Here is a 23,050-nt window from a genome sequence, read left to right as displayed (position 1 = left end):
CGTCAGCCGACCTGGGCGGCGCGCTCTTCCGGCGCCACCCACTCCTCGACGTTCGAGGCGTCCACCGGATCGCTCGGGATGGCCCGCTCGGCCGGCATGGATGACACCGGCTTGCCGTCGCGCAGCACCGGCACGAGCACCTCGACCGCCGCGGCGCCGGCCTCGAACGTGTTCTCGTCGTAGGTGAGCGTCAGCGCTCCGGCGCGGATCGCCGCGATCGCATCGGCGTCGCCGTTGTTGCCGATGACGATCACACCCTCCTTGTCACCGGACCACACGTCGCGACCCGCGCTCGTCACCGCGGCGGCCGCGCCGATCGCCGTGGGATCGTTGTACGCCCACACCGCGTCAGTGTCGGGGTACTTGGTGAGCAGGTCCTGCGTGATGGCCTGGCTGCGCGCGGCGCTGTCCTCCATGTTGTCCTCGCGGTCGAGCACCTTCAGCCCCGCGGCCTTCGCCGCGTCCGTGAAGCACTTGATGCGGAACTGCAGGGCGGGCACCGGCGGCGAGCCGATGACGAGCACGGACGCGCCCGGGATGCGCTCGGCGATGTAGTCGGCCTCGTAGGAGAACGGCTTGCACGAGGTGGAGAGCTCGGTCTTGATGTTCGTGTTGACGAGCTCCGAGGGCGAGTTGAAGGTCACGACCGGGATGTCCGCGTCGCGGGTGCGCCCGAGCGCCGCGTCGACGGGGCCGGGGTCGAGGACCCACGTGGTGAGGGCGCCGACCCGCAGGTTGATCAGCGTGTCGATGCTGCTGACCTGTCGGTCGGGCGAGAGCCCGGCGTCGACCGTCCGCACCGACCAGCCGAGCTGCTGCGCCGCCCGCTTCTGGCCGAGGTCGAGCGCGGCGAGCGTCGGGTTCGACAGGTTCGGACTCACGTGCCCGATGACGACCTCCTCGGCACCGGAGGTGGCGGTCGTCGCGGCGGCGTCCGCCGCGGCCGTGGCCGTGGCCGTGGCCGCGCTCGTGCTCGTGCTCGTGCTCTCGTTGTCGCTGCTCCCGCACGCCGCCAGGAGCAGCGCGCATGCGAGCGTGGCGATCGTCGCGACCGCCACGTCAAGTCGCTTGCAGTTCATGTCCGTCCTCTCTCTCCAGGGTGAATCGTTGGCTCCGGCGCCCGCGCGCCGCTCAGCTGTCCCTGCCGCCGAGCGCGTCGGCGATCGACCAGGTGTCGCCGATGCTCTCGTGGCGGGTGATCAGGTCGTCGCGAACCACCCACAGATTCGCCACCGGCCCCTCGTACGACCGCCCGGTCTCCCGCGCCGTTCCCTTCTGACGGCCCCACATCAGCACCTCGCCGCCCCCGCCGTCCCAGATCCGGTCGGCGTGCACCTCGAAGTGCGACCAGTACCGGCCGAACCCCTCGAGGAACCCGAGGATGACGTCGCGCCCCCGGCTCACGCCGCGGCCCTCCGGCAGGAAGTACCCCTGCGGCTCGACCCACTCGATGTCCGGGTGGAACAGCTCGGCCACCCGACCGATGTCACCGCGGTTGAACGCCTCGTAGACCTCGGCCGCCACGGTGACCGGCTCCCGCGCCATCAGACGGCCCTGCCCAGCGCGGCCGCGCCCGGCTCAGCCTCGGCCGCCGCGGCCCGCACGCCCTCGGGCGACTCGATCCAGGGAAACAGCGACGTCGGGTCGTCGGTGCCGTTGGCGAGCGTGTCGGCGAACGCGGGACGGTTCGCGGCCTCCGTGAGGAGGTCGCCGATGTGCGCCGGCGGGTTGAGCATGAGGTTCGTCCACGTCGTCGAGCAGCGGACCGCCTCCCAGCAGCGGCCGGCGACCGCCGCCGTCCACTCGGCGCCGACCGGGCCGCCGGGATGCTCACGGATCGCGCGCTGGACGACGATCGCCGCCTTGGTGGCGTTGTTCGCGCCCTGCCCGACCAGCGGGTCGTTCTGCACCACCGCGTCGCCGAGCCCGAGGACCGGGCGGCCCGACGGGAGGCGCCCCGCCGCCTCGCGGACGACCGGGGTGATCGCCCCCTTGAGCGTGCCGCCGGGATCGGTGAGCCGCAGGTCCGCGCCGCAGCGCTCGGCCTCCCAGGGCATGAACCGCTCGAGCACCTCCCGGCACACCGCGAGCCAGCACTCACCGTCGTCGAGCGGCGCGTCGGCGAAGACGTCCATTGGACCACCGGGACGCGGCTCGAAGCACATCGTGTGACACGGCCCGTCGAGCGTGAGCGCCGGGCCGATGAAGCACTCGCCGACGCCCGGGATGATGTTGATCGAGAAGTAGTGCCGGTCGAGCGCCTCGAACCCGCCGACGTAGGCGACCCCGAGGTTGCGCTGCGGGCGGTCGTACGGCGAGCGGGCGGGGTCGCGCGGGAAGATCTCGGGCAGCAGCTCACGGATCGCGCCCTTGGCGGAGGCGACGACGACGAGGTCGTGGTCGCGCGCGAGCGCCTCGACGTCGTCGACGTCGAGCGTCCCGATGGCGACGCGACCTCCGCGCTCGGCCAGCTCCTCCAGCCACGCGGACATCTTCAGGCGCTGGTCCACCGACTGCCCGGGCCGCCGCAACGCGCCGCGGAACTGCATCGCGAGCTCGCCGTCGGGGCCGCCGACGCTGTAGCGGATGCCGGGGATCTGCGGGGTGTCGTCCTGCCAGTGGTCGATGCCGAGCTCGCGCTCGATGGCCAGCGCCGTGCCGAACATGCACTGCGTCGACAGCACGCGGCCCGAGCGGATCGCCTGCGCGTCGCGGTCGGTGACGAGCGTCACGTCGACGCCGTCGCCGGCGAGGCCGAGCGCGAGCTGCAGCCCGGCCTGCCCGGCTCCGACGACCGCCACGCTGGTGCTCTTCTGGGACATCTCGCCTCGATCCTCAGTCGGCGGGCTGGCCGCCGAGCGCCTTCCACAGCAAGGCGGTGTCGGTGAACGCCTCCAGCGACACCACCCGCCCGGACCGCACCACGAACACGTTCGCGAACCGCCCGCGGAAGGAGCGCCCCGTCTCGCGGGCGGTCCCGTGCTCGCTGCCGAGCACGATCACGTGCTCGCCGGCCTCGATGAACGTCTCCGGCTCGAGTGCGATCTCCGCCCACCGGTCGGGATAGGCGGCGATGATGTCCTCGACCGCGGCGCGGCCGCGCGACCGTCCGGGGGCCACCCAGTAGCCCGCCGGCTCGATCCACTCGACGTCCTCGTCGAGCAGTTCGAGGACCCGTTCGATGTCCCCACGTTCAAACGCCGCGAAGACCTCGCGGACGACGTCGATGCTCTGTGCCATGCCCGGCAGCTTGGATGGGGGCCCGCCACCCCCACAAGCCCTCGTTCGAGGAGTCCTGCGACCCCCTCGAACGAGGGATCACGCCGTCGGGAAGGACGCCTCCGTCAGGACCCGCCGCGCCAGCTCGACCCGCGATCGCACGCCGACGCTCCGGTACACGGACTTGAGGTACTGCTTCACCGTGTGCACGCTCAGCGACAGCTCCCGCGCGATCTCCGCATCCGTGTACCCCATGGCCACCAGCCGCGTCACATCGCGCTCGCGGTCGGTCAGCGCCGACCAGCGCGGCGTCGTGAGGGCGGGCGGCCCCCCGTCGCAGGACAGGACGGTCACGGTGCCGCGAGCGTCGTCGCCGCTCGGCCGCGACTCGGCGCGGATGACGCCCTCGCCCCCGCCGAGCCAGCGCACCCGCGCCTCGCGTGAGAACGAGCGCTCGCGCGTCGTCCGGCGTGCGATCAACGCGTAGGCGAGGTCGCGGCCCTCGACGGTACGGTCGAGCAGGCGCTCGGCCGCCGCGTTGAGCCGGACCACGTCGCCCGGGTCCTCGACCATCAGGATCGGCGTGGTGCTGACGTCCAACGCCGACAGCGCCTGGATGTGGCGGTGCTCCAGCCGTTCACTGCGCCGCACCCCGGCCAGTGCGAGGCTGAAGACGCCCGCTGCGCATTCGAGGAGCCGCAGTTCCGCGGCGGTCAGCGGCGGCCGCGAATCGGGGCTGCCGAACGCCAGCGTGCCCGCCAGCTGGCCGTCGACTACGACGGGCGCCTGGACGGCGTGCACCATGCAGTGGATCGAGAAGACCTCACGGTAGACGCGCGACTCCATCCAGTCGCGCGACGAGCGCCCGCGCAGGCTGTATGCGGCCCGCCGGTGGTGGGTCAGCCACGCGATGTTCGGGTCCTCGCTGCGGCCGACTCGCTCGTAGCGGGCCAGGAACACGTCGCTGACGTTCGTCGCCGCGTAGCGCTCGACGGCCCGCGTGCACGGATCGAACAGATACAGGCCGCGCATCGGCATCGCGGAAACCGGCGCCGGGCGTTCGAGATAGACACGTTCCAGGTCCGCCTCCGACTCCGCCGTGGCCAAGTCCCGCGCAAGCTCCACCAGTCCGAACGCGGCCTCGTCTCTCATGGGGCCCTCAGGGTATCGCGGGCAGGCCCCCTTGACTGCCGCTCATCCCGGCTTATACATTTGGAGAATGCACCCGCTCGACCCACTCACCGCAACCGAGATCGCATCCGCCGTCCGCATCGCCCGGCGTGACCGTGAGCTCGGCGAGCGGGTGCGCTTCGTCACCGTGACCCTTCGGGAGCCGCCGAAGGAGACGGTCCGCGCGTGGACCTCCGGCGCGCCGGTCGAGCGGATCGCCGAGCTCGTCGTCCTCGATCCCGCGCACCAGGCCTCGTTCGAGGGGCTCGTCTCGCTGACCGGCGATGCCGTGGTGGCCTGGGAGCGCGTGGATGGCGTCCAGCCGGCGATCATGGTCGAGGAGTACGAGGAGTGCGAGCGCCTGGTGCGCGAGCATCCCGACTTCCTCGAGGCCCTGCGCAGGCGCGGCCTCGAGGACCAGCTCGACCTCGTCTGCGTGGACCCGGTGCCCCCCGGCAACTGGGACCGCACCGAGCGGCGGATCTGCCGCGCGCTGGCGTGGATGCGCCCGTACCCGGACGGCAACACGTACGCCCGCCCCATCGAGGGGATCGTCGCGGTCGTCGACCTGCACCGCGGCGAGGTCATCTCGGTCACCGACCACGGCGCGGTCCCCGTCCCCGACGCCGACCCGGGCGAGTACCGCAGCGGCCACCTGCCGATCGAGGAGCGCGAGGCGCCCAAGCCGCTCGAGATCATCCAGCGCGAGGGGCCCAGCTTCGTCGTGGACGGCTGGCAGGTGCGCTGGCAGAAGTGGCGCCTGCGCGTCGGCTTCACGGCGCGGGAAGGGCTCGTGCTGCACGAAGTGGGCTACGAGGACGGCGGCCGCGTTCGCTCGATCATGCACCGTGCATCGATCTGCGAGATGGCGGTCCCGTACGCCGACCCCACACCCACCCGGCACATCCAGGGCCCGCTCGACATCGGCGAGAACCTCGTCGGCACCCTGGTCAACTCGCTCGAGCTCGGGTGCGACTGCCTCGGGCTGATCCACTACTTCGACGTGGACGTCAACGACTCGCGCGGCGAGGTCGTCCACCATCCCAACGCCATCTGCCTGCACGAGGAGGACTACGGCGTCCTGTGGAAGCACTGGGACTTCCGCAACGACCACACCGAGGTGCGTCGCTCACGCCGGCTCGTCGTCTCCTCGATGTCGACCATCGGCAACTACGAGTACGGGTTCTTCTGGTACCTCTACCAGGACGGGACCATCGAGCACGAGGTCAAGCTGACCGGCATCGTCTCGACCGGTGCGGTGGCTCCCGGCGAGACCCCGAAGCACGGGACGCTGGTCGCGCCGGGACTGCAGGCGATGTACCACCAGCACTTCTTCAGCGCCCGGCTCGACTTCGACCTCGACGGCGAGGCCAACGCCGTCGTGCAGGTCGACAGCGTGCCCACGACCGAGGAGGAGGATCCCTACGGCAACGGGTTCTCCGCCGTGCGTCGCCTCTACGAGACCGAGCTCGACGCCCCGTCAGACATCGACCTGTCCTCGGCCCGCGCCTGGCTCGTCGTCAACCGCGAAAGCACGAACGCGGTCGGCCAGCCGGTCGCCTACAAGCTCCTGCACGGAGAGAACGCTCGGCTGTTCTCGCGGCCCGGCAGCCCGCAGCACCGCCGGGCCGGCTTCGCGCACCATCATGTGTGGGTGACGCGCTACGACCCCTCGGAGCGCTACGCAGCCGGCGACTATCCCAACCAGCACGAGGGCATGGACGGCCTGCCGCGATGGGTCGCCCAGGACCGGCGCATCGCCGACGAGGACATCGTGCTCTGGTATTCGTTCGGCCACCACCACATCCCCCGGCCGGAGGACTGGCCCGTGATGCCCACCGCCTATATCGGCTTCACGCTCAAGCCCGCCGGGTTCTTCGACCGCAACCCGGCGCTCGACGTTCCGCCGTCCGCCACCGCCCACTGCCACTAGCGGTGGCGCAGGCCCTCGAGCATCTCGCGGAGGATCGCGATCTCGGCGTCGGTCTCGGCCGGGTCGCGCGAGACGAGCTGCGAGAGGACGATGCCGTTGAGCACGGCGAAGACGGTCCGGGCGAGAGCCCGCTCGGACGGGAAGCCGAAGCGCTCGAGCTGCGCCTGGATCTGGGTGACGTAGCGCGCCTGGAACTCGCGGATGGCCTCGACCAGCTCGGGCTTGCGCTGCGCGTGCATGACCAGCCCCCACTGGAACGCGACGTGCTCCGGGCTCTGGGCGACGAGCCGCGAGAGCGATGCCGCGAAGCTGTCGAGATCGTCGGCCCCGGTCAGCGGGCTGCGCGCGATGGCCTCGTCGACGGTCCAGTGCAGCGCCTCGTGGACCGCGGCGTCGAGGGACCCGAAGTGGTAGCGCAGCAGCCCGTGCGAGACGCCTGCCTCTTCCGCGACCGCGCGATACGTCAGCGCATCGAAGCCGTCGCGCCCAGCAAGCCGGACGACGGCCTCGATGATGGCCTGCCGCGTCGCGACAGGGTCGCCAGACGGCGACGTGGGTGCACCGGCGGCGGGCATCGCTGAGGCACCGCAACCTACCTATGAACAAGGAGATCCCGATGACACAGTCCGACGTCGACCTGGTGCGCGAGCTGTACAGCGCGTTCAACGCCGGCAACCTCACCCGCGTACGCGAGCTGATGCATGAGGACATCGAATGGGTCGAGCCGGCGGGGTACTTCGTCCCCGAAGGCGCGGGCACCACGCGCGGGATCGACGAGGTCTTCGCCGTCTTCGACCGCTACCCGGAGTACTGGGCGAGCTTCGCGCCGACGCCGGAGGAGTTCTACGACGCCGGTGACGGCGTCGTGTTCGTCGTCGGCACCCAGCACGGCCGGACGCCGGGCGGCCACGAGGTCGCCGGCTCGTTCATCAACCTCTGGCGCGTCGAGAACGGGCGCATGACCCTGCACCGGTCGTGGTCGGACACCCGGACCATGGCCGAGACCCTCGCCCGGGGCTGACATGGGCGATGCCATCCTGACGACGGAGGTCGTCGACGCGGTCAAGGCAGCCGTCGCGGCCAGAAGGGACGACCTCGTCGACCTCGCCGAGACGCTCATCCGCGTCGACAGCACCAACGCCTCCTATCCCGAGGCGAGCGCGGCACCCGGCGGCGAGGGGCGGGCCGGCGACGCGCTCGGCGAGCGGTGCGCGCAGATCGGCATGCGGGTGGAGCGGGTCGGCCCCGATCCCGGGCGCCAGAACGTGATCGCGGTCGCCGAGGGTGGCGGCGGTGGGCGCTCGCTGCTGCTCAACGGCCACATGGACACGGTGCCCCCCGCGGACCCGAGCGCCTGGACGATCGCCGACCCGCGGCGGCCGGAGCGCCACGATGGCGTGCTCGTCGGGCTCGGGGCCGCGGACATGAAGGGTCCGCTGGCCGCCGGCTGGGCGGCCCTCGCCGGGCTGCGCGACGCCGGCGTCGACCTCGCCGGCGAGGTCCAGCTGCACGGCGTCGTGGGCGAGGAGGCCATGGAGCACGAGCTCGGCACCACGGCGGTCCTGGAGGCGGGCTTCGTGGCCGACGCCGCGATCAACCTGGAGCCGACGAGGTCGGCGCTCACCGCCGCCTCGCCGGGCTACCGTTCCTTCGCCGTGCGCGTCGAGGGACGCAGCACCCACCACGCGAACCGGTGGCTCACCCAGCGCCCGGGCGGCGAGGCCGTCGGGGTCAACGCGCTCGAGAAGGCGATCCTGGTCGTTCAGGCGCTGCAGGACCTCGAACGTGCGTGGGCGGCCGAGCCCCTGCATCCCTGGTTTCCGGAGGGATCGTTCACGCTGCATCCCGGGACGTTCAGCTCGGTGGGTGCGCCGGGACAGCCGGCACCGGTCTTCTTCCCGGCGGAGGCGCTGCTGGAGTACGGGCTCTGGTACCCGCCCGGCTGGACGGGCCGCGACGTCGAGACGCGCGTCGAGGCGTTCGTGGCCGAGCGGTGCGCGGCCGACGCGTGGCTGGCCCGGCATCCACCAGTCTTCAGCTGGGGATACGACTGGCCGCCGTTTCAGACCCCGTGGTCCGAGCCGATCGTCGGCGTCGTCGGCGGCGCGATCGAGGCCGTCACCGGCACGGCGGTTCCCGCGCCCTCGCCGGCGTCTCCGGCCGCCGTGGGTGCGTCGGTCGACTCGACCTGGATCGAGCGGGCAGGGATTCCCGTCGTCACGTTCGGGCCCGGCGATATGGCGGTGGCTCACAGTCCCGACGAGAACGTCGCCGTCGACGACCTCGTCAGCGCCGCTCAGGTGCTGGCGGTGACCATCGCCGCTTGGTGCGGGGCGCCGTGAACCCCGCCGGGCGCGACGGCCGGTCTCAGCGCCCGATCCGCCGCACCTCGACGCCCTCGGCCTCGCGGTCCCACATGTCGGCGGTGATGCCGCCGTCGCGCAGCACGGCCTTGCGGACCTTGCCGTTCTCGGTCAGCGGCAGCGCCTGGACGAAGCTCAGGTAGCGCGGGATGGCGAAGTAGGCCAGGCGCGGCTCGCAGTGGCGGATGAGCGCCACGGGGTCCGCGCCGGCGCCCTCGCGCAGCACGATCGCCGCGGCGACCTCGTCCTCGGCCAGTTCCGACGCGACCGGGAACACCGCCACGGAGGCCACCGAGGGGTGGTCGAGGAGCGCCTGCTCGACCTCGAACGACGAGATGTTCTCGCCGCGGCGGCGGATGGCGTCCTTGAGGCGGTCCATGAAGCGGAACCAGCCGTCCTCGTCGCGCACGACGCGGTCGCCGGTGTGGAACCACAGGTTGCGCCACGACTCCACGGTCTTGTCGTCCATGGCGAAGTACCCGGTGGCGAACGCGAACGGCGGCCCGTGGCGGAGCACGAGCTCGCCCGCCTCGCCGGGCGGCACCTCGGCGTCGTCGGCGTCGACGACCCGCGCGTCGAAGCCGTTGCGCACGCGCCCCATCCAGCCCGGGCGCTGGTTGCGCCAGCTCTCGCCGATCGCGCAGTTCGTCTCCGTGGACCCGTAGCCCTCGACGAGCTGCACACCGAAGCGCTCGCGAAACGCGTCGAACAGCGCGACCGGCGTCGCCGGCGCCAGCGCCGTGCGCACCGTGTGCGCACGGTCGGCCTCCGACGGCGGGCGCGACATGAGGATGTTGATCATCGCCCCGAGCAGATAGGTGACGGTCGCGCCCGAAGCGGCGATCTGCTCCCAGAAGCGCGAGGCCGAGAAGCGCGGGCCGAGCTCGTAGGTCGCCCCGGCCACGAGCGCCTGGACGAACGCGTTGAGCGCGTTCGTGTGGAACAGCGGCAGGCACGTGTAGAGCACGTCGTCCTCGCCGATCTCGAGCATCTCGCCCACCAGCACGCCCCACCAGAAGAACTGGGCGTGCGGGCAGCAGACGCCCTTCGACGCGCCGGTCGTCCCGGACGTGTAGAGGATCGCGCCCGTCTCCCCCGGGCCGACCGCGGCGGCGGGCACCGGGGCGTCGCCGGACGGCGCCTCGGTGACGGTGAAGCGGCCGGTGGGGACATCGGCCGGAACGCCGTCGAGGGCCCACACCTGCTCGAGGGCATCGATGCCCTCGGCGTGCGCGAGGACCTCGACGAGGGCGCTGTCCATCGCCAGCACGCGCGCGCTGGAGTTGCGCAGCTGGTGCGCGAGCTGCTCGCCGCGCAGCGCCGTGTTCAGCGGGACCGCGACGGCGCCGATCCACGTGGCGCCGAGGATGAGGTCGAGCAGCTCGACGCGGTTCTCGCACATGAGCGCGAGGCGGTCCCCGCGCTCCAGGCCGGCGGCCTGCAGCCGGCCCGCGGTCGCGACCGCGGCATCGCGGACGCCGGCGTAGCTGCGCTCCAGGTCGCCGATGCGCAGGAGCGGCTTGTCGCCGTAGCGCGCGGCCTGGCGCTCGAGCAACGCGGGCAGCGTCTGCTCGCGGGCGCAGAGACCGCGAAGCGGCGACCCGTCCAGGGCCGCCGCTCCGCTTGCGTCCGGCCCACCCGCGCTGCGGATGGTCTGACTCACTGCCCGATCAGTTCCCGAGCGGGATCGTGTCGAGCGTCATGCTGCGCTCGGCGGCGGGCTTGAACGTGTCGATGTTCTCGCTGCTGTAGAACGTCGACTTCACCGTCAGCGGGGGATACGTCTTGTCCGCCCCGCCCGCCAGCGCGGTCTGCATCTGCTTGATCGCCGCCATGCCCGAGGCCACGTTGTCCGGGTCCCAGGTGCCGGTCAGGCGGCCGTCCTTGATGGCCGTGATCGCGTCCTTGTCACCGTTGTGACCGATGACGATGATGCCGTCCTTGCTCGTCGCGTCGGCGACCTTCTTGCCGGCGCCGGTGATGGCCGCCGAGTCGCCCAGCGCGGACTGGTCGTTGTAGTTCCAGACCGCGTCGACGTCCGGGTACTTCGTGAGCAGGTCCTGCATCAGGCGCTGCGCGGCATCCGCCGTGTCCGACGTGTTGTCGGTCTCGTTGATGACGTCCAGGCCGGCCTTCTTGGCCGCCGCGGTGAAGCACTTCACGGACGTGATGATCGACGGTGCCGGAGGCCCGCCCATGACGATCACCTTCCCGCCGGGCCGCTGCTTGGCGATGAACTGCGCATCCTGCTCGTTCGGTCCGCCCGGCTCGCAGATGCTGTACTGCCACCACACCGTCGCGGTGACGCCCTCGCCCTCGGAGTTCATGCCGACGACCGGGATGCCCTGCGCGATCGCGCGGGTGTACGCGCCGGCCGCGGCGCCCGGATCGAGCGTCCACGACGTGATCGCGTTGCGGCCCTGCGTGATCGCCGTGTCGACGTTGGCCACCTGCTTGTCCGGCGACAGGTTCGCGTCGAGGACGTTGGTCTCCCAACCGAGCTCCTTGGCGCCCATCTCCAGGCCGAGGTTGACCTCCTGCTGGCCGGGCTGCGCCGCGACCGGGCTGATGTAGGAGACCTTCGCGCCCTTGCCGCCCTTGTCGGGGGGAGCGCTCGAATCCGCGCTGGTCGTGCTCGCGGCGGTGCTCGCCGCCGTGTCCGAGCCGGTGCTCGCGCTGGTGCTCGTGCTGCTGCTGCTGTCGCTGCCGCATCCTGCGAGCAACGCCACCGCAAGCACTGCTGGCAATGCCAACCACCTTGTCATGCTGCCGTCCTCCTGTTGTCGTCTCCGCGGCCGCCCTTGATCGGGCCCCGCGTGGTCCTCACGCCCAGGCCGGTGGTCTCGTCGCGTCCAGTCGCATGGACACGGCCTTGGCACTGCTGTACTCGAGCAGGGTCTCGGCGCACATCTCGCGCCCGTGCCCGCTCGACTTCACGCCCCCGAGGGGCTGCCCGGGCGGCACCTGGAACCAGGTGTTCACCCAGACGGTTCCCGCTTCGAGCCGATCGGCCATGCGGTGCGCGCGACCGAGATCGGTCGTCCACACCCCGGCCGCCAGCCCGTAGTCGCTGTCGTTGGCCCGCGCGACGACCTCGTCGTCGTCGGTCCACGACTGGGCGACCACCACCGGCCCGAAGATCTCCTCCCGCGCGGCCGTCGTGCGGCCCGTGGGGTCGTCGACGATCGCGGGCTCCATGTAGAACCCGTCGCGCAGCGGCTGCTCGAGCACCCGCTCGCGTCCGCCGACGATGACGTCCGCACCTTCCTGGCGCGCCCGCTCGACGTAGCCGAGCACCCGCTCCCGGTGGCCGGCCGACACGAGCGGCCCGACCTGGGTGGCGGGGTCGAGCGCGTCGCCGATACGAACACCGGCGACGGCGCCGGCCATCCGCTCGAGGAAGTCGTCGCGGATGCCGGCGTGCAGGAAGAGCCGGGACGCCGCGAAGCAGACCTCGCCGTTCTGGGCCAGGATGCCGCTGAGGGCGTCCTGGACGGCGGCGTCGAGGTCGGCGTCGGGGCAGATGACGAACGCGCTCTTGCCGCCGAGCTCGAAGATGGCCGGCGTGAGGTGCTCGGCTGCGGCGCGGGCGATGTGGCGGGCGGTCTGGACGCCGCCGGTGAACGAGATCTTCGCGACGTCGCGGTGGGCGACGAGCGCGGCGCCCGCCGCGGGTCCCATCCCCGTCACGACGTTGACGACGCCGGGCGGCAGGAGGCCGGCGGTGCGGCGCGCGAGCTCGACGACGCTCGCCGCGGCGAACTCGGACGGCTTGAGGACCACGGTGTTGCCGGTCGCCAGCGCCGGGCCGAGCTTCAGCGCAGCGGAGATCAGCGGCGAGTTCCACGGGATGATCGCGGCGATCACGCCGAGCGCCTCGCGCTGGGTGAACACGCGCATGTCGGGGTCCGACGGGGCGAGGTTCTCGCCGTGCAGCGTGCGGACGATCCCGGCGTAGTAGCGCAGCACCCCGGCGGCGACCGGCACGTCGGCGCCGAGCGCCTCGCGGATCGGCCGCCCGTTCTCCGTGGCGAGCAGGCGCGGCCAGTCGGGCGTCGCCTCGATCGCGTCGGCGAGCGCGAGCAGCACCTGCTGGCGCTGCTCGAGGGTCGAGCGCCGCCAGCCGGTGAACGCCGCCTTCGCGGCCGCGACCGCGCGGTCGACCTCGCCGGGGGTCGCCTCCGCGAGCGTCGCCCACTGCGTGCCGGTGCTCGGGTTGATCGCGGCGAACTCGCCCGAGCCCGCGAACTCGTCGCCGCCGATGAACAGGCCGTACGCGCCGCTCGGCGCGTACGGCGCCTCGGAGGCTGCCGGAGCCGCGCTCACGACGCCGCCTCCAGCATGCGGATGGCGGTGCGTTCGGCGAGCGCCATGATGGTGATCATGGGGTTCACGCCCGGCGCGGTCGGCAGCGCGGAGCCGTCGCCGATCCACACGCCGGCGACGTCGTGCAGCTCGCCCCGGCCGTCGGCCACCGCGACCCGGCGGTCGGCCCCCATCCGGCACGCGCCCATCTGGTGCGCCGAGTAGGCGGTGACGTCCTCGGCCGGCGCGTCGCGCAACTCGTCGAGGAACGCCTCGAAGTCCTCGCCCTCGCGCCAGCGCCGCTCGGTGAAGTGGAAGGTGAAGACCTCCTTGGCCCCGGCGGCGCGGTGCAGCTTGGCCAGCTCGACGTGCCCGAGGCCGGCGACGCGGCGGTCGACCTCGTCCTCCAGGCCCCACTGCACGAGCGCGCGATCGTCGGGCCCGAGCACGACGCGCCCGGCGCCGTGGTCGTGGGAGATCGCGTGCCAGGCCGCGATGTGCGGGAACTTCCGGAAGTGCTCGCGCGAGGCCGCACCATCGGTCCACGGCGACTGGCCGCCCCACGTCGCCGGGCTCAGGCCGAGCGGCGCGATGAAGAACCCGCCGCCGCCCTCGAGGTCCATGAAATCGAACGACATGACCGTGATGACCTGGCCGTTCCAGGCCTCGACCGGCTCGTCGTAGACGCCGCTGACCATGTAGCTCGGGTGCAGGCGCAGGTTCGCTCCGACCGCGTCGCCGCCGATGCCGGAGCGCAGCAGCAGCGCCGGGGACTCGATGCCGCCCGCGGCGACCACGACCTCCGGCGCATCGACGCGCAGCCGCGTGACCGTGCCGGTCTCGCGGTTCGTCACGACCGCGTCGACGCCGGTCGCCCGGCCGTCGGCGGTGGTGACCCGCTCGGCGAAGCAGTCGACGACGAAGCGGGCGCCCGCGGCGGCGGCGTCCTCGAGGTATGTGCGCAGCGTCGAGCGCTTGCAGCCCTGCTGGCAGCCCGCGTTGCAGTAGCCGCACATCCGCGGGTCGTCGTCGAGCGACGCGTTGCGCGCCATGCGGTGGTGGTCCAGTCCGCACGCGCTCAGGCCCTCGATCAGGACCTCGGCGTTGCGGTTGAAGTGGGTCGCCTCGCTGTTGACGTTGAGGCGCTCGTTGACCCGCTCCAGGCAGGCCTGGAACTCGGGCTCATCCACGCCGTCGAGGCCGTCGCGCGCCCAGTCCGCGAGGACCTCCGCGGGCGCGGGGCGCGAGATCATCGAGTTGATGACGGTGCCGCCGCCGAGCGTCGAGCCGGCGAGTAGCCCCATCGCGCCGTCGTGCGACCACATCAGCCCGCCGCCCAGGTACATCTCGGCGCCTTCGGCCTCGAGCTGGCGGAAGTCGGCCTCGTTGCGGTACGGGCCGGCTTCGAGGACGAGCACGTCGCGCCCGGCCTCCGCCAGCCGCGCGGCGAGGACCGAGCCGCCTGCGCCCGAGCCGACGATGCACACGTCGGCGGTGAGCACGGCGTGCTCGCCGGAGACCGGTTCGATCGGGATGACCTTCGGCGCCTGCTCGGGCGAGGGAGCGGGAGAGACGGGTCCGGGGAAGCCGACGGCCTCCCAGACCGGGTTGCGCAGGTCCTCGTCGAACGAGCCGAACAGCCGGCCGAACACCATGCCCTTCAGCTGCTTGAGCGCGAGGCGGCCCTGCGGCACCTCGTCACCCGCGGTGCGCAGGCGCGCAGTGCGCTCCTCGAGCGGCAGGCCGGCGAAGCCGGCGGCCGCGAGGCGCGCGACGAGGCCCGCGACCGCCGTGCACACGTGCGGCGGGAGCCCCGGCACCGCCGCCGCGACGGCCTGCGGGATGCCACGATCGGACGCGCCGCGGCGCAGGTAGTCGCCCAGCGCCCCCGGCGCGTCGGACGGCAGCGACGGAAGCAGGGTGTCGCAGACGGCGGTCAGCACGGCGGTGTCCAGATCCGCCGCCGAGTCGGGCGCTGGGGTGGTGATCTCCATCTCCTCGGGAAGGATAATAGACATAGCAGCTGGGTGGTGTGCAGATTTATGCATGGCGTACGCCCTGTCGGATTGGGCCCACCGCCTGGTCGATAATCAGCAAAGGCGGCGTACCGGCCCGCTGCTAAGCATGACGACGGGCGCCCACCGGTGCGCCGTCTACTTGCAGGTGAACCCGCCGTCGACCGGGAGCGCGATGCCCGTGACGTAGCGCGCCGCGTCGGAGGCGAGCCACTGCACGGCGTGCGAGACGTCGACCGGCTCGAGGTTGTCCAGGCCGGGGAACACCGTCGACGCGCCGCACAGCCGCGCGACCTCCTGGAAGTACGCAGCGCCCGTCTCGACGAGGTGGTCGAGCATCGGCGAGGACACCACGGTCGGGCAGATCGCGTTGACGGTCACGTCGTGCGGCGCGAGCTCCAGCGCGAGCGTCCGGATCTGCCCGATGACGCCGTGCTTGGCCGACTGGTAGTTGACCTGGTCGGGAATCCCGACGAGCCCGGAGGTCGAGGAGATCGTGATGATCCGGCCGCCTCCCTCGCGCCCGACCATGTGCCGCGCTGCGTGCTTGGAGCACAGCCACGGCGCCTTGAGGTCGACGTCGACGACCGCGTCCCACTGCGCCTCGGTCATCTCCCACGCCTTGGCGCCGGAGTGCACGCCCGCGTTGTTGACGAGGATGTCGAGCCGGCCGAAGCGCTCGACGACCGCGTCGACCATGGCGCTCACGTGCGCCTCGGAGGTCACGTCGCCGGGCACCGCGAGCACCTCGGCGCCGAGCGCCTGCGCGTCGGCCACCGTCTTGTCGAGGTCGCCGGCCGTGCCGGTCTCGTACGGGACGCCGTCGCCGAGGTCGCGGCCGGCGAGGTCGTTGACCGCCACGCGCGCGCCCGCGCGCGCGAAGCTCAGGGCGAAGTCGCGGCCCAGGCCGCGGGCGGCGCCGGTGATGAGCACCACGTCGCCGGTGAAGTCGTAGGACACGCTGCCCATCGCCAGGTTCATCTCCCCCAGAGGGCCGGGCGGGTGTCGCCCAGGCCGATGTTTATCGCCTTCGGCGCGCTGTACTCGAGCATGGTCTCGGCGCTGAGCTCGCGCCCGAAGCCGCTGTCGCCGATGCCGCCCATCGGCACGCCCGCCGGCAGGTCGAACCACTTGTTCACCCACACGATCCCCGCCTCGAGCGCGCCGGCGATGCGGTGCGCGCGGGCCAGGTCGCGGGTCCAGACGCCCGCGGCCAGCCCGTACGGCCCCTCGTTGGCCCGGGCGACGGCGGCGTCCTCACTCGCGAAGCGCTCGAGCACCGTGACCGGCCCGAAGATCTCCTCGCGCGAGGCGCTCGTCGCGCCGGCCGGGTCCTCGAGCAGCGTCGGGGCCAGGAAGAAGCCGCCGTCCAGGGCCGCGGGCAGCTCGGGCGCAGCGCCGCCGGTGCGCACGACGGCGCCCTGGGCGACCGCTGCGTCGATGCAGCCGCGCACCCGCTCGAGCTGCGCCGCCGAGACGAGCGGCCCGAACTGCGTGGCGGGATCGAGCGCGTCGCCGACGACGATGCCTCGCGCCAGCGCGGCGAAGCGCTCGGCGAACTCGTCGTGGACCGACTCGTGCACGAGCAGGCGCGACGCGGCGACGCAGACCTCGCCGTTGGCCATGTAGATGCCGGTCATGGCGTCCGCCACGGCGAGGTCGAGGTCGGCGTCGGCGCAGACCACCATCGCGCCCTTGCCGCCGAGCTCCATGATCGACGGGGTCAGCGCCCCGCCGGCCGCGGCCATGATCCGCCGCGCCGTGGCGCTGCCGCCGGTGAAGGTGATCTTCGCGACGCCGGGATGGGACACGAGCGCCGCGCCGACGCTCGGCCCGAAGCCCGTCACCACGTTCAGCACGCCGGCCGGCACGAGGTCCTCGACCGCGCGCACGAACTCGATGACGCTCGCCGACGCGTACTCCGACGGCTTGATCACCAGCGTGTTGCCGGCCGCGAGCGCGGGGCCGACCTTGTTGGCCAGCGTGATGATCGGCGAGTTCCACGGGATCAGCGCGGCGATGACGCCGAGCGGCTCCCGTACGGTGAACGCCAGGCTGCCCGGGTCCTCGAGCGGGATCTGGTCGCCGCGGTGGTCGCGGGCCAGCCCGGAGAAGTAGCGCAGGATGCCGGCGCACGTCGGGACGTCGGCGGCGTACGCCTCGCGGATCGGCCGGCCGTTCTCGGTGGCCAGCAGCGACGCCCAGCGGTCGGGCTCGGCCTCGACGCGATCGGCCATCTCCCACAGCACGCGCTGGCGGTGCGAAGCGGTCGTGCGCCGCCAGGTCGCGAAGGCCCGCGTCGCGGCGGCGACCGCCGCGTCGACGTGCGCCTCGGTGGCCTGCGGCAGCCGGGTCCACGGCGTGCCGACGCTCGGATCGATCGCGTCGAAGCCGTCGTCGGTGGCCACCGGCTCGCCGCCGATGATCAGCGTGTAGTCCCCCGACGGGACGTATGCGCCGCGCGCCGCGGCGACCGGCGCCGTCATGCCGGCGGTGGCGCCGGCGGCGCCAGGTGCGATGCGTCCGGTGCGGTCTTGGCGGCCCGTCGCTGGCGCAGGCTGATGCCGCGGTCGCGCAGGACGCCGAGCCCGACGGCGGCGATCAGGATGACGCCGCTGACCGTGCCCTGCCAGAACGCCGACACGCCGCTGAGCGTGAGCCCGTTCTGGACGACGCCGAGGAAGATCACGCCGATGACGGTGCCGAGGACGCCGCCCTCGCCGCCGGTGAAGCTGGTCCCCCCGATGAGCACGGCGGCGAGCACCGTCAGCAGGAGGGTCGGATCGCCCGTGGCCGACGCCGCGGTGAGACGCCCGACCTGAACGACGCACGCGAGCGCGGCCGCGAGGCCGCCGATCGTGTAGACGGCGATCAGGATGCGGTTGATGCTGATGCCGTTCAGGCGCGCCGCCTCCTCGTTGGACCCCGTCGCGAACAGCGCGCGGCCGAAGGCGGTGTAGCGCAGAACACCGCCGGCGAGGAGCACGAGAATCGCGTCGAAGATCAGCAGGATCGGAAACGGCCCGACGTCCTGGTTGACGAAGTCCTTGATCGGGCCGAACGCGGGCGCGCTGAAGACCGACACCGTCTGGCCGTCGTTGACGACGAGCGCGAAGCTCGCCCAGATCGACAACGCGCCCAGCGTCACGACCAGGAACGAGATGTGGGCCTTCGCGATCAGCACGCCGTTGATGAGCCCGATCATCAGGCCGAAGGCGATCGTCGCGATCAGCGCCGGGACGAGCCCCCACCCGCTGTGCAGGGCGAGACCGAAGATCATCGCCGACGCGGTCGTCGCCGACGCGGTCGACAGGTCGATGCCGCCGGAGATGACCACGAACGTCGCCCCGATCGCCAGCACGAAGATCACGCTGTTGGACTTGACGATATTCATCAGGTTGTCCCACGTGAGGAACACCGGCTCGGTGATCGTCAGGTAGATGGCGACGGCGAGCAGCGCCACCACGACGCCGGTGTAGCGGCCCAGGGACAGGCGCTGCCACCACCGGCGGTTGGACGACTCCGCGCCGGGGCTCGCCTTCGGCGCGCTCCCAGGCGGGGTCAGGACGGCGGACGGTGACTCGCTCATGACGTCTCCATGCTGGTCTGGGCTCCGATGGAGAGCACCGGCGCGCCGGTCACGGCGACGTGCGCGATGTCCTCCTCCTGCATACGGTCCTTGGTGAACTCGCCCCGCAGCTCGCCCCCGAAGAACACGACGATCCGGTCGGAGATCCCGAGCAGCTCGGGCAGCTCCGACGAGATCAGAACGATGGCGGCGCCCGCGGAGGCCGCCTCCTGCATCAGATGGTAGATCTCGCTCTTGGCGCCGACGTCGATGCCGCGGGTGGGCTCGCTGAAGACGAGCACCTCGACTCCGAGGGCGAAGATGCGGCCGACGACGACCTTCTGCTGGTTGCCGCCCGACAACGTGGTGATCCGGCTCGCCGCCGAGGCGGTCACGACGCCGTACTTCGTGATGGCGTCGCGGACCATCTTGCGCTCGCGCCGCGTGTCGAGCACGCCGGCCTTGTTCGAGATCGCCTGGTTCCACGCGATCGAGAAGTTCTCGCCGACGCTGCGCGTGGGCAGCAGCGCGAGGCGCTTGCGGTCGTCGGGCACGAAGCCGATCCCGCCGGCAAGGGTCGAGCGCGGATCGCCCAGGTTGACCTGCTTGCCGTTGACCACGGCGCTGCCGGTGCACGGGATCGCGCCGCCGAGCGCCATGCCGAGCTCCGCCTTGCCGGAGCCGACGAGGCCGGCCACGCCGAGGATCTCGCCCTTGCGGACCTTCAGCGACGTGGGCTTGAGCGCCCCGTCCAGCGATGCGAGCTCGTGGACCTCGAGCACGACGTCGCCCTGCGCGATCTCGCGCTTGCCGTAGTAGTCGCCGAGCTCGCGGCCCACCATCATCGAGACGAGCCGCTGCTCGGTCGTCTCCGGCAGCGGGCAGTCGCCCACCAGGCGCCCGTCGCGCAGCACCGTCGCGCGCGTGGCGGCGGCGTAGAGCTCGGGCATGCGGTGCGAGATCATCAGCACGGCGACGTCCTTGATGCGCAGCTCCTCGACCACGTCGAGCAGGCGCTGGGTCGCGGCCTCCGACAGCGAGCTGGTCGCCTCGTCGAGGATCAGCAGGCGTGCGTCGGACGAGATCGCGCGGGCGATCTCGACCTCCTGCTGCATCTCCACGCTGAGCCGGCTGACCGTCATGGTCGGGTCCACATGGACGTCGAGGCGGTCGAGGATCTCGGCCGCCCGGCGGTTCACCAGCCGCCAGTCGACCCGACCGCGCGTGCGCGGCAGCCGGCCGAGGAAGATGTTCTCCGCCACGGTGAGGGTGCTCGCCAGCGTCAGCTCCTGGCTGATCGTCACGACGCCGAGGCGCAGGGCGGCGCGCGGATCCGGGATCGTCCGCTCGACGCCGTCGACGACGATCGTGCCGGCGTCAGGCCGGACCGACCCGTTGATGCAGCGGGCCAGCGTCGACTTGCCCGACCCGTTCTCGCCCGTCAGGGCGAGAACCTCTCCGGCGTAGAGCGTGAGGTCGACGCGGTCGAGCGCGACCACGCCGGGGAACGCCTTGGTGATGCCCCGCAGGGCGATCAGCGGCTCACGGGCCGATGTCTGGGGCTGATCGTTCACTGATCCTCTCCGAAAGGGACGGCGGACAACACCGCGGCGACGATACTCAACGGTGCAGCCGGTTGCAAAGCAGACTGTTCGGTTCTACGCGCCGGGGCGACGCGTTTGGCACCGCTGGTCCCGACATGCCGAACGATCGATGTGCGCGCTCAGCGCATGAACAGGCCGCCGTTGACGTCGAGCGTCGCGCCGGTGATGAACGCGGCCTCGTCGGCGGCCAGGAAGGCCACCGCGGCGGCGACGTCGGCGGGCGTGCCGAGCCGGCCGACGGGGACCCGCGCGGCGATCTCCGCGACCCGTTCCGCCGGCAGCGAGTCCATGACCGGCCCCTCGACCGCGGCGGGGGCGACGGCGTTGACCGTGACGCCGCTGCCGGCGAGCTCGGCGGCCAGCACCTTCGTCAGCACGAGCACGCCGGCCTTGGACGCGGCGTAGTGCGCACCGCCGGCCACGCCCCCCTGCTGGCCGGCGAGCGAGGCGAGGTTCACGATCCGCCCCCGGCCGCGCTCGCGCATGGGGATCGCGGCGGCGCGGCTGAGCAGGAAGACGCCGCGCAGGTTGACGCCGAGGACCGCGTCCCACTCCTCGGGGTCGATGTCCCAGAGCGAGCGCGGGACGGTGCGGGCGGCGTTATTGACGAGCACGTCCGGGGGACCGTCGCGGTCGAGCGTGGCCGCGATCAGCGCGTCGATCGCGTCCGCGTCCCCCACGTCCACCGCCGCGGCTCGGGCGCTGGCGCCGTCCGCCGCGATGGCGGCCGCGACGCGGCCGGCCGCGGCCTCGTCGATGTCGGCGACGACGACGTGGTCGCCGCGGCGGGCGAGCTCGCGGGCGATCGCCTCGCCGATGCCGCGGCCGGCACCCGTGACGAGGGCGACGCGGCGGCTCACAGCTCGCGCCCGATCCGCTCGCCGTCGTAGATCGCCTCGGCGGCGCGCCGCGGCGCGCGGGCGTCGCCGATGACGTGCACCTCGATCCCGGCCTCGCGCAGCGGCACGGCGAGATCGTCGCGCGGCGCTCGGCGCAGCGCCAGCACCACGGTGTCGACGCCCTCGATGGCGGCCGGCCGGCCGGACCACCCCTCGATGAGCTCGAGCCGGTCGCCGGCGATGCGCTCGACGACATGACCCGGGCGCAGGTGGACGTCGAGCGCGGCGAGGCGCTGGAGCACCTCGGGCGCCTGCAGCGTGGCGTGCAGGCGCGCGCCGGCCTGGGCCTGGCGGGTGACGATCTCCACGCGTGCGCCGCCCTGGCCGAGCAGCTCGGCAAGCGCGATCGGCAGCACCTCGCCGGCGTCGTCGACGATGACGATGTGGCGGCCCAGCGCCGCCGGTCCGCCGGCGAGCACGCGCCGCGCCGCGTCCTCGACGTCGAGGACGTGCGCGGCGTCCGCACCGGGGATGGGCGGGGCGCCGGGACGGCCGGGGTCGCGGCCGGTGCGCTCCCAGTCCGCGCCCGTCGCGAGCAGGACGGCGTCGGGGCCCGTGTCCTGGATCTCGTCGACCGTCGCGGCGGTGCCCAGCCGGATGCGCACGCGCGCGCGGCCCGCGGCGGCGGCGAGGAAGTCGACGCCCTCCTGCCAGTCCCCGCGACCCGGCAGCTGGGCGAGCAGGGCGAGGTGGCCGCCGGGACGGTCGTCGCGCTCGAGGAGCATGACGTCGTGGCCGCGCTCGGCGGCGACCGCGGCGGCCCGCAGCCCGGCGGGGCCGGCGCCGACGACCGTGAGCCGGCGCGGGCGCGGCGACGGCGGCGCGGGCACCGCCCAGTCGCCCTCGCGGCCCGTCACCGGGTTCATCACGCAGGCGACCTCGAGCCCCGCGAACGCGCGGCTGAGGCACTCGTTCTCGCCGACGCAGGGCGTGATGCGCTCGGGATGGCCGGCGCGTGCCTTGGCCGCGATCGCCGGCTCGGCGAGGTGGGCCCGGGTCATCCCCACGATGTCGGCGTGCCCGTCGCGCAGCAGCCGGGCCGCGGTGGCGACGTGGCGGATGCGGCCGAGCAGGGCGATCGCGGTGCGGCCGGCGACGATCTCGCGGGCGCGCCGGCCGTGCTCGGCGAGGACGGCGTCGGGCGTGCCCATCGGCGGGATCGTGCGATGGCGCGAGAACTGGCTGCCGGTCGACAGGCTCACGTAGTCGAACAGCCCCGAGGCGGCGAGGACGGCGATCTGGGCGCCGGTCTCCTCGGGCGTGATGCCCGCCGCGCCGACGTGCTCGTCGACGGAGAGCTGCACGCCGACGGCGAGGCCGGGCGCCCGCTCGCGCACGGCCTGGGCGATCTCGAGCACGAGGCGGCAGCGCGCCTCGGTGCCGCCGCCGTAGGCGTCGGTGCGGTGGTTGAACAGCGGGCTGAGGAACTGCCCGATGAGCCAGCCGTGGGCGCCGTGCAGCTCGACGCCGTCGAGGCCCGCCTCGGCGACGTTCGCGGCCGACGTCGCGAAGCCCTCGACCATGCCGTCGATCTCGGCCTGGCCCATGCCGACGACGTGCTCGCCACGATCGGGCGTCACGAGCGGCGACGGGCCCCACAGCGGCTCCCAGTCGTCGAGGCGCAGGGTCGAGGTGTCGGCGATGCCGGGCGCGTAGAGCTGGATGAGCTGGGAGGCGCCGTGCTCGTGCACGGCGGCGGCGAGGTTGCGCATCGGCCCCACCGCGCGGGGCTCCCACGCGGTGCACGCGTGGCGGAAGGCGCCGAGCGCGCTGGGATGCGCGGCGTGCTCCTCGCTGACGAGGACCGCCGCTCCCCCGGCCGCCCGCTCGCGGTAGTAGGCGATGTGGCGGTCCGAGAGGACGTTGTCGCGCGCGTACAGCAGCGTCGCCGGGCCGGCCATGACGCGGTTGCGCAGCGTCAGCGGGCCCAGTTCGAGCGGCTCGAACAGCGCGTCGAGGGTGTGGGTCATGGCG

The 23,050-nt window shown here is 72.8% G+C and carries 19 protein-coding genes; 3 read left to right on the top strand and 16 right to left on the bottom strand.

Features of this window, described 5'->3' with window-relative positions:
- Window positions 1–2: 2 nt before the first annotated feature.
- The 5 genes from DSM104329_RS00995 to DSM104329_RS00975 all read right to left on the bottom strand — a co-directional run bounded on the left by DSM104329_RS00995 (window position 3) and on the right by DSM104329_RS00975 (window position 4,371).
- Complete coding sequence (locus DSM104329_RS00995) at window positions 3–1,079, bottom strand: sugar ABC transporter substrate-binding protein (RefSeq protein WP_259313527.1); 1,077 nt, start codon at window positions 1,077–1,079, stop codon at window positions 3–5.
- Between the two features lie 52 nt (window positions 1,080–1,131).
- On the bottom strand, window positions 1,132–1,545 hold the full coding sequence (locus DSM104329_RS00990; protein WP_259313526.1) for a nuclear transport factor 2 family protein: 414 nt from the start codon (window positions 1,543–1,545) through the stop codon (window positions 1,132–1,134).
- Window positions 1,545–2,822 carry a styrene monooxygenase/indole monooxygenase family protein gene (locus DSM104329_RS00985; protein ID WP_259313525.1) on the bottom strand — a complete coding sequence of 426 codons (1,278 nt, stop codon included), beginning with the start codon at window positions 2,820–2,822 and terminating at the stop codon, window positions 1,545–1,547. The genes DSM104329_RS00990 and DSM104329_RS00985 overlap by 1 nt, the downstream gene beginning before the upstream one ends.
- Before the next feature lie 13 nt (window positions 2,823–2,835).
- Window positions 2,836–3,240, bottom strand: a complete 405-nt coding sequence (locus DSM104329_RS00980) for a nuclear transport factor 2 family protein (protein ID WP_259313524.1) — start codon at window positions 3,238–3,240, stop codon at window positions 2,836–2,838.
- Window positions 3,241–3,318: 78 nt separating this feature from the next.
- Window positions 3,319–4,371 carry a LuxR C-terminal-related transcriptional regulator gene (locus DSM104329_RS00975; protein ID WP_259313523.1) on the bottom strand — a complete coding sequence of 351 codons (1,053 nt, stop codon included), beginning with the start codon at window positions 4,369–4,371 and terminating at the stop codon, window positions 3,319–3,321.
- Between the two features lie 67 nt (window positions 4,372–4,438).
- Between DSM104329_RS00975 and DSM104329_RS00970 the strand changes: the two genes are divergently transcribed.
- Window positions 4,439–6,322, top strand: a complete 1,884-nt coding sequence (locus DSM104329_RS00970; RefSeq protein ID WP_259313522.1) for a primary-amine oxidase — start codon at window positions 4,439–4,441, stop codon at window positions 6,320–6,322.
- Here the strand turns inward: DSM104329_RS00970 and DSM104329_RS00965 are convergent.
- The gene (locus DSM104329_RS00965; protein WP_259313521.1) at window positions 6,319–6,897 is read right to left on the bottom strand and encodes a TetR/AcrR family transcriptional regulator; all 579 of its coding nucleotides are present in this window, start codon (window positions 6,895–6,897) and stop codon (window positions 6,319–6,321) included. The genes DSM104329_RS00970 and DSM104329_RS00965 overlap by 4 nt on opposite strands.
- Window positions 6,898–6,938: 41 nt before the next feature.
- Between DSM104329_RS00965 and DSM104329_RS00960 the strand changes: the two genes are divergently transcribed.
- The gene (locus DSM104329_RS00960; protein WP_259313520.1) at window positions 6,939–7,343 is read left to right on the top strand and encodes a nuclear transport factor 2 family protein; all 405 of its coding nucleotides are present in this window, start codon (window positions 6,939–6,941) and stop codon (window positions 7,341–7,343) included.
- Between the two features lies 1 nt (window position 7,344).
- Window positions 7,345–8,664 carry a M20 family metallopeptidase gene (locus tag DSM104329_RS00955; RefSeq protein WP_259313519.1) on the top strand — a complete coding sequence of 440 codons (1,320 nt, stop codon included), beginning with the start codon at window positions 7,345–7,347 and terminating at the stop codon, window positions 8,662–8,664.
- A gap of 25 nt (window positions 8,665–8,689) precedes the next feature.
- Here the strand turns inward: DSM104329_RS00955 and DSM104329_RS00950 are convergent, their stop codons facing one another.
- The 10 genes from DSM104329_RS00950 to DSM104329_RS00905 form a co-directional block, all read right to left on the bottom strand.
- Entirely contained in the window at window positions 8,690–10,348 is a 1,659-nt protein-coding gene (locus tag DSM104329_RS00950; RefSeq protein WP_259313518.1) for an ATP-dependent acyl-CoA ligase, read from the bottom strand.
- Window positions 10,349–10,355: 7 nt separating this feature from the next.
- Window positions 10,356–11,450, bottom strand: a complete 1,095-nt coding sequence (locus DSM104329_RS00945) for a sugar ABC transporter substrate-binding protein (RefSeq protein WP_259313517.1) — start codon at window positions 11,448–11,450, stop codon at window positions 10,356–10,358.
- Window positions 11,451–11,508: 58 nt separating this feature from the next.
- Window positions 11,509–13,011: an aldehyde dehydrogenase family protein gene (locus tag DSM104329_RS00940; protein WP_259313516.1), complete on the bottom strand. Its 1,503-nt coding sequence runs from the start codon at window positions 13,009–13,011 to the stop codon at window positions 11,509–11,511.
- The gene (locus tag DSM104329_RS00935) at window positions 13,008–15,008 is read right to left on the bottom strand and encodes an FAD-dependent oxidoreductase (protein WP_259313515.1); all 2,001 of its coding nucleotides are present in this window, start codon (window positions 15,006–15,008) and stop codon (window positions 13,008–13,010) included. Before DSM104329_RS00935 ends, DSM104329_RS00940 begins: the two co-directional genes overlap by 4 nt.
- A 135-nt stretch (window positions 15,009–15,143) precedes the next feature.
- Window positions 15,144–15,986, bottom strand: coding sequence for an SDR family oxidoreductase (locus tag DSM104329_RS00930; RefSeq protein WP_259313514.1), 843 nt, complete (start codon window positions 15,984–15,986; stop codon window positions 15,144–15,146).
- Window positions 15,983–17,491, bottom strand: coding sequence for an aldehyde dehydrogenase family protein (locus DSM104329_RS00925; protein WP_259313513.1), 1,509 nt, complete (start codon window positions 17,489–17,491; stop codon window positions 15,983–15,985). Before DSM104329_RS00925 ends, DSM104329_RS00930 begins: the two co-directional genes overlap by 4 nt.
- Complete coding sequence (locus DSM104329_RS00920; protein ID WP_259313512.1) at window positions 17,488–18,594, bottom strand: ABC transporter permease; 1,107 nt, start codon at window positions 18,592–18,594, stop codon at window positions 17,488–17,490. The genes DSM104329_RS00925 and DSM104329_RS00920 overlap by 4 nt, the downstream gene beginning before the upstream one ends.
- On the bottom strand, window positions 18,591–20,147 hold the full coding sequence (locus tag DSM104329_RS00915) for a sugar ABC transporter ATP-binding protein (protein WP_259313511.1): 1,557 nt from the start codon (window positions 20,145–20,147) through the stop codon (window positions 18,591–18,593). The genes DSM104329_RS00920 and DSM104329_RS00915 overlap by 4 nt, the downstream gene beginning before the upstream one ends.
- A 149-nt stretch (window positions 20,148–20,296) precedes the next feature.
- The gene (locus DSM104329_RS00910; RefSeq protein WP_259313510.1) at window positions 20,297–21,037 is read right to left on the bottom strand and encodes an SDR family NAD(P)-dependent oxidoreductase; all 741 of its coding nucleotides are present in this window, start codon (window positions 21,035–21,037) and stop codon (window positions 20,297–20,299) included.
- Entirely contained in the window at window positions 21,034–23,046 is a 2,013-nt protein-coding gene (locus DSM104329_RS00905; protein WP_259313509.1) for an oxidoreductase, read from the bottom strand. Before DSM104329_RS00905 ends, DSM104329_RS00910 begins: the two co-directional genes overlap by 4 nt.
- Between the last annotated feature and the right edge of the window lie 4 nt (window positions 23,047–23,050).

The organism is Capillimicrobium parvum (assembly GCF_021172045.1).
Taxonomy (GTDB): Bacteria; Actinomycetota; Thermoleophilia; order Solirubrobacterales; family Solirubrobacteraceae; genus Capillimicrobium; species Capillimicrobium parvum.
The sequence above is the reverse complement of the archived record's forward strand: the minus strand, read 5'-3'. Positions and strand labels throughout refer to the sequence as shown.